Origin of the sequence: Pseudomonas cichorii, assembly GCF_003700275.1 — a bacterium.
Lineage (GTDB): Bacteria > Pseudomonadota > Gammaproteobacteria > Pseudomonadales > Pseudomonadaceae > Aquipseudomonas > Aquipseudomonas cichorii_B.
In genome coordinates this window covers 1-5,358 of the sequence record NZ_RBRE01000078.1, presented here as the reverse complement: position 1 = coordinate 5,358, position 5,358 = coordinate 1, and the positions used below count along the sequence as shown (strand labels likewise).

The window sequence follows — 5,358 nt, the reverse complement described above, 5'->3', positions numbered from 1 at the left end:
GTCATTAGACCAGCTCACACGTATGAGCAGATTGTGAATGTGTTTGAGCGTTGATAGCTAACGAGGAGTGTGCATGGACAGAGGAAGCATCAGGCGATTGTTCAACCCGGCAGGCGCCGAGTTTCTTGCCGCTCATTACACCCATCACGAATTCCAGCCGCACTGGCATGACGCCTGGGCGGTAGGAGTGGTTCTGAAAGGCGCGCACGATAACAGTGCCCGGCATAATGGCTCGGGTGTAGTGACTCAAGGGCAGGTGACGTTGATCGAACCAGGCCAGTTGCATGCTGGGCGCGCCATCGGATCTGCGCCCTGTCAGTACTTGATGCTGTACCTCCCGGAGAGGCTGTTGAACGACGCCGAATGCTGGCACCAAGGTCCGCGCTCGGTTGTTCAACGTCAGGGCTTTTATGCTCCGAAGTTGGCCGAGGGATTGCTGGCAGCTTCCAGACTGGAGAGTGCCAGCGGGCTGCATGCAGAAGTTATATGGAGCAACCTGATCAACGAGTTCGTAAGCGAAGTTACAGGTTTTTGTGTTCGTGAACAGATTGGCGGCGTTCGCTCGGTCAATCGTGCTGCCAAGCTCGCTAGGCAGTACTTGCATGACAATTTAGGGAATGCCTTTAGCCTGGATCAACTGGCCCATGCTGCCGGGATCTCCAAATACCATCTTTGCCGATTATTCACCGCAAGCTTTGGCTTGGCTCCACAACAGTATCTGCGTCAGATTCGTGTGCAACATGCGCGCGATCTTCTCCGAGGAACGGCGTCTTTGAGCGATGTAGCCCTTCAATCGGGGTTCGCTGATCAATCGCATCTTGGTCGAGCGTTCAAGCGAGCGTACGGGGTAACGCCCGGTGCCTATGCGGCTGCGACAAAATGAGCAATCCGATTCTATAGGCTCGGTAAACGCCCCCCCTACCATGCGCATCTGGTTTATTGGAGCCTCGCATGGACATTTCTTTCGCCAATTTGGCGGTATTCGCAACGTCAGTCGCCATTCTAATGATTACGCCCGGTGCGGATATGGTTTACATCCTGTCCAACTCGATCAGTAATGGTGCGAGGGTGGGAATTGCTGCCATTCTCGGCGTAGCCAGTGGTGCATTTTGTTATGTGATTCTGGCGATAGCGGGTGTTGCCACCTTGATCGCCGCGTCTCCACTGCTCTACGGCATGCTTGTGCTGGCAGGTGCGATATATCTTTCATGGCTTGGTTTGAACATGCTCCGCTCTCATCAAATAGTTGAAGGAATCCCGGGCGGATTGAGTGCGAGTTTTTGGCAAGTCTACCGACGCGGGTTGATGACTAACCTGCTCAATCCAAAAGCGATGATTTTCACGCTCTCATTCATGCCACAGTTCATTCCACAGCACGCAAATAACAAAGCACTCGCGATGCTTTATCTCGGTATCGTCCTTGTTGTAATCATGATTCTGGTAGAACTGCCGCTCGCATTCTGCGGGCAGCAGATTGGAATGAGATTACGTGATAATCCAGGTATCGGGCTTTGGATCAACAGGGTTGCGGGCCTGTTGCTGCTGGCCATTGGATTGTCTCTAGTGGTTTCCAAAATTCTCTAAATCCTTTTTTGACATGGAGCCTTACTCAATGACAATGGGCGGTGTCCTGTACTGAGCACTTCAAGCCCACTGCTCACTTGCCCGCGACAGCGTAATAAATCCCGCCCCATGAAAAACCTTACAGGTTGAGCGTCCAGGATCACTGATCCTCAGCAACAACACGCAAGCCATCCCACACTCCCATTATCTGAGTCACCGCAGCATCCAGCTTGGCATGTGAAACACCATCGCGTGCCAGTGTCGACAAGCCCAGCAGAAAACTGTCGAACATGGCAGCGAGAATTTCCGGTATCACCGTCGCAGGCAGTTCGCCGGTGGCAATGGCGCGCTCGATACAGGCGGCGATACCCGCCCGATTCAGGTTTCTCGCCCGGGCAAGAGGCTCCGAGATGGCTTTGCTCTCTTCCGAGCAAGCGCTCATCAGGCCTAAAGCCACCAGACAACCCTTAGGATGATCGGGCTCGCATTGCATTTTCGCGGAGCAGCGCAGGGTAAGTTCTATCGCCTCTTTAGGCGGCAGAGTCGTATCAAACAGACTGTCCATGACTCGGCCATGAGTGCTGAGGTAGCGTTCCATTACCTCATTGAACAGTTCCTGTTTCGAGCCAAAGGCGGCGTAAAAGCTAGGCGCGGTGATGCCTCCACCGATGTTCGCCTTCAGTTGGCTGAGGGATGTCGCATCGTATCCATGCTCCCAAAACAAATGCAGTGCCTGAGTGATTGCCAGGTCACGATCAAACGTGCGCGGGCGTCCCATCTGTGCCATGTCGGATCTCCTCCAGAGTTACTTAAATACTAATCGATACATAAGTTGTTGACCACCCGGTTGCCCATCTTTATATTTATACCGATCAGTATATTAGTAGAGGTTGAGACAAATGGCAGCAGATGAGACACAGAGCGGAAAACTTCCGCTTGGAGCATTACTGGCACTGGCGATGACGGGGTTCATTTGCATCGTGACCGAGACGTTACCTGCGGGTTTGCTGCCCGAGATCGGCAGTGGCCTGGGGGTGTCGCCATCGTTTGCCGGGCAGATGGTGACTGTTTACGCATTGGGATCACTGCTGGCAGCCATTCCGCTGACCATCGCCACTCAAAGCTGGCGGCGCAGGACAGTCCTGCTGCTGACGATTGTCGGCTTTCTGGTTTTCAACTCCATCACCGCGTTGTCCTCCAATTACTGGCTGATCCTGATCGCGAGGTTTTTCGCCGGCGTCTCTGCGGGATTGGCCTGGAGCCTTATCGCCGGTTATGCACGACGCATGGTTGTTCCTCAGTTGCAGGGCCGGGCGTTGGCGGTGGCGATGGTGGGAACGCCTATCGCATTGTCGCTGGGCGTGCCTTTGGGAACCTGGCTGGGTGGGATCATGGGCTGGCGCATGGCGTTTGGCTTGATGTCCGGTATGACCTTGGTATTGATCGTCTGGGTGCTGCTTAAGGTGCCGGACTACCCCGGCCAATCCTCCTCCCAGCGCATGGCGTTGCGGCAAGTCTTTTTCACGCCAGGCGTCCGTTCGGTATTGGGCGTTGTGTTCACCTGGATGCTGGCGCACAACATTCTTTATACCTACGTCGCTCCCTTTGTTTCCAAGGCAGGCTTGGCAAGTGACATTGATGTGGTACTGCTGGCATTTGGTGTCGCCGCGCTGGCGGGTATCTGGGTAACGGGACGGCTGGTTGATCGGCATCTGCGCAAGACGGTGCTGGCCAGCCTCGCAACCTTTGCAGCGGTTTCGGTTTTTTTCGGTTTGTTTTCAGGCTCTGCCTGGGCAATTTACATCGGAGTCTGTATCTGGGGGCTGACCTTTGGTGGCGCCGCCACACTGTTGCAGACTGCACTCGCCGACTCGGCAGGCGAGGGCGCTGACGTTGCGCTTTCCATGAATGTGGTTGTCTGGAACAGCGCCATCGCAGGCGGTGGGCTACTGGGCGGCGTTTTACTCGGTCAGTGGGGAGTGAGCTCTTTCCCCTGGGTCTTGTTGATGTTGTTACTGCTAAGCCTGCTCATTGCATCGCGAGCGCGAGTTCATGGCTTTGCAAAGGGTGGCAGACAGTCCAGTCAAATGGTCGCGGGTCATTGATAGACAGGCAGCATTGCGCTGCCTGGCATAGCTAAAACTCAAGCAATCCCGTTAGGCCCATCCAGCACCTGCCGCACCTTCCTGGCAAGATCGTGCGGCATGCAGGGTTTGGCGATCACTTCAAACTCGGAGCCGCCCAGATCCGTCCGTTCGATGGAGCTTTCGGCGTAGCCTGTAGTCAGCAAAACCTTGATTTTCGGGTGGCGGCGTCTCACTTCCCTGGCCAGCATTACACCGTTCATCCCGCCCGGCATGATCAAATCGGTGAACAGCAGATCGTAGGTTTCGCCGCTGTCGAAGCGTTTCAGGGCCTCGCGTGCGTTCAGCACCATGTCTGTCACATAGCCGTAATCTTCCAGCACCATCTTCGCAAGCTCAGCCACATCGGGGCGGTCTTCGACGATCAGGATGCGCTCCGTACCCGATTTGCTGGAGACAGGTGTGGCATGCTCATGAATGCTGACACTGGCATCGTCGACCGGGAAATAAAGGCGCAGCGTGGTCCCGACATCCTCTTCCGAGTAAATACGGGCCGCTCCACCAGACTGTTTGGCGAAGCCATAGACCATCGATAGCCCCAACCCGGTGCCCTGGCCTTCCTCTTTGGTGGTGAAGAACGGATCCATGACCCGGTCGCGAATGTTCACCGGCATGCCGATGCCATTGTCCGTGATCGCAACGCTTACGTAGCTTCCCGGCAGCAAGCCGTCATAGGAGACATTGGCCAGGTCATTCACGACGATGTTGCGCGTTTCGATGAACACGCGACGGTCAGGCCTTCCAATCAGCGCATCCCGTGCGTTTATCAGGATATTCAGCAGTGCGACCTCGGCCTGTGTCGGGTCGAGGCGGCAATTGCCAAGGTTGGGTTCAAGGTCATATTTAACCTGCACCTCGGCATCAAACGTGCGCTGGATCAACGCCTCCATGCCCGTGACGACCTGATTGAGGTTCAGCACCCGCCCCTGGAGCTTCTGCTTGCGGGCAAAGGCCAGCAGTTGCTTGGTCAGCGTACTGGCCCGGTCGACTGCCGACTTGGCGTGCTCGACACTTCTTTTGATCCGGGCAACATCGATATGCGACTTGTCGGTGGCTGAATCGATCAGGCCGATATAGCCGCCCATGACCTGCAGCAGATTATTGAAGTCGTGGGCAATGCCACCTGTCAGTTGGCCAAGGGCTTCCATTTTCTGTGCCTGACGCAGGGCATCCTCCGCGTCACGCCGACGGCTCACATCAAGCTGAGAGGCAAAGAAGTAAACCAGATCGCCGTTGTCATTGAAGACCGGCGACATGAAAAGCGCGTTCCAGAACGACGAACCATCCTTCTTGTAGTTGAGGATTTCCGTGGCAATGTCTTCCTTGTTGGCGATGGCCGTACGCAAGGCAGTAACAACTTCACGATCCGTATCGGGCCCCTGAAGGAAACGACAATTGCGATTCAGAATCTCATCGAGCTCATAGCCCGTCATTTCGAGAAAGGCCTGATTGGCGAAAATGATCGGGTTATCCGGGCGGCCAGGATCCGTGAAAATCATCGGCATCCGCGTGGTTTCGACGGCGGCAAAAAATATGTCTTTATCTGGGTGGGAAATATCACCCGTTGCCAGATTATTCACCCGGACCTTGCTATCGCTCACACATTCACCCTCAACGCTTGGCTGCCGCTATGTGAGCTGGTCTAATGACC

5 protein-coding genes are annotated in these 5,358 nt (G+C 55.2%); 3 read left to right on the top strand and 2 right to left on the bottom strand.

Annotation, left to right across the window (positions count from 1 at the left end; translation table 11 throughout):
* Positions 1–73 precede the first annotated feature (73 nt).
* Positions 74–883, top strand: coding sequence for an AraC family transcriptional regulator (locus ALQ04_RS20105; protein WP_122317492.1), 810 nt, complete (start codon positions 74–76; stop codon positions 881–883).
* A gap of 68 nt (positions 884–951) precedes the next feature.
* Positions 952–1,584, top strand: coding sequence for a LysE family translocator (locus ALQ04_RS20100; RefSeq protein WP_122317491.1), 633 nt, complete (start codon positions 952–954; stop codon positions 1,582–1,584).
* Between the two features lie 139 nt (positions 1,585–1,723).
* On the opposite strand, the gene ALQ04_RS20095 is transcribed toward ALQ04_RS20100, so the two are convergent.
* Complete coding sequence (locus tag ALQ04_RS20095; protein WP_122317490.1) at positions 1,724–2,350, bottom strand: TetR/AcrR family transcriptional regulator; 627 nt, start codon at positions 2,348–2,350, stop codon at positions 1,724–1,726.
* 112 nt (positions 2,351–2,462) lie between these two features.
* On the opposite strand from ALQ04_RS20095, the gene ALQ04_RS20090 reads away from it, so the two are divergent.
* Entirely contained in the window at positions 2,463–3,668 is a 1,206-nt protein-coding gene (locus ALQ04_RS20090; RefSeq protein WP_122317489.1) for an MFS transporter, read from the top strand.
* Between the two features lie 38 nt (positions 3,669–3,706).
* On the opposite strand, the gene ALQ04_RS20085 is transcribed toward ALQ04_RS20090, so the two are convergent.
* The gene (locus ALQ04_RS20085; RefSeq protein ID WP_122317488.1) at positions 3,707–5,308 is read right to left on the bottom strand and encodes a hybrid sensor histidine kinase/response regulator; all 1,602 of its coding nucleotides are present in this window, start codon (positions 5,306–5,308) and stop codon (positions 3,707–3,709) included.
* Positions 5,309–5,358 lie beyond the last annotated feature (50 nt).

Coding starts and splice junctions, on each gene's coding strand:
- ALQ04_RS20105 (WP_122317492.1), top strand. CDS start 74: ATGGACAGAGGAAGCATCAGGCGATTGTTCAACCCGGCAGGCGCCGAG.
- ALQ04_RS20100 (WP_122317491.1), top strand. CDS start 952: ATGGACATTTCTTTCGCCAATTTGGCGGTATTCGCAACGTCAGTCGCC.
- ALQ04_RS20095 (WP_122317490.1), bottom strand. CDS start 2,350: ATGGCACAGATGGGACGCCCGCGCACGTTTGATCGTGACCTGGCAATC.
- ALQ04_RS20090 (WP_122317489.1), top strand. CDS start 2,463: ATGGCAGCAGATGAGACACAGAGCGGAAAACTTCCGCTTGGAGCATTA.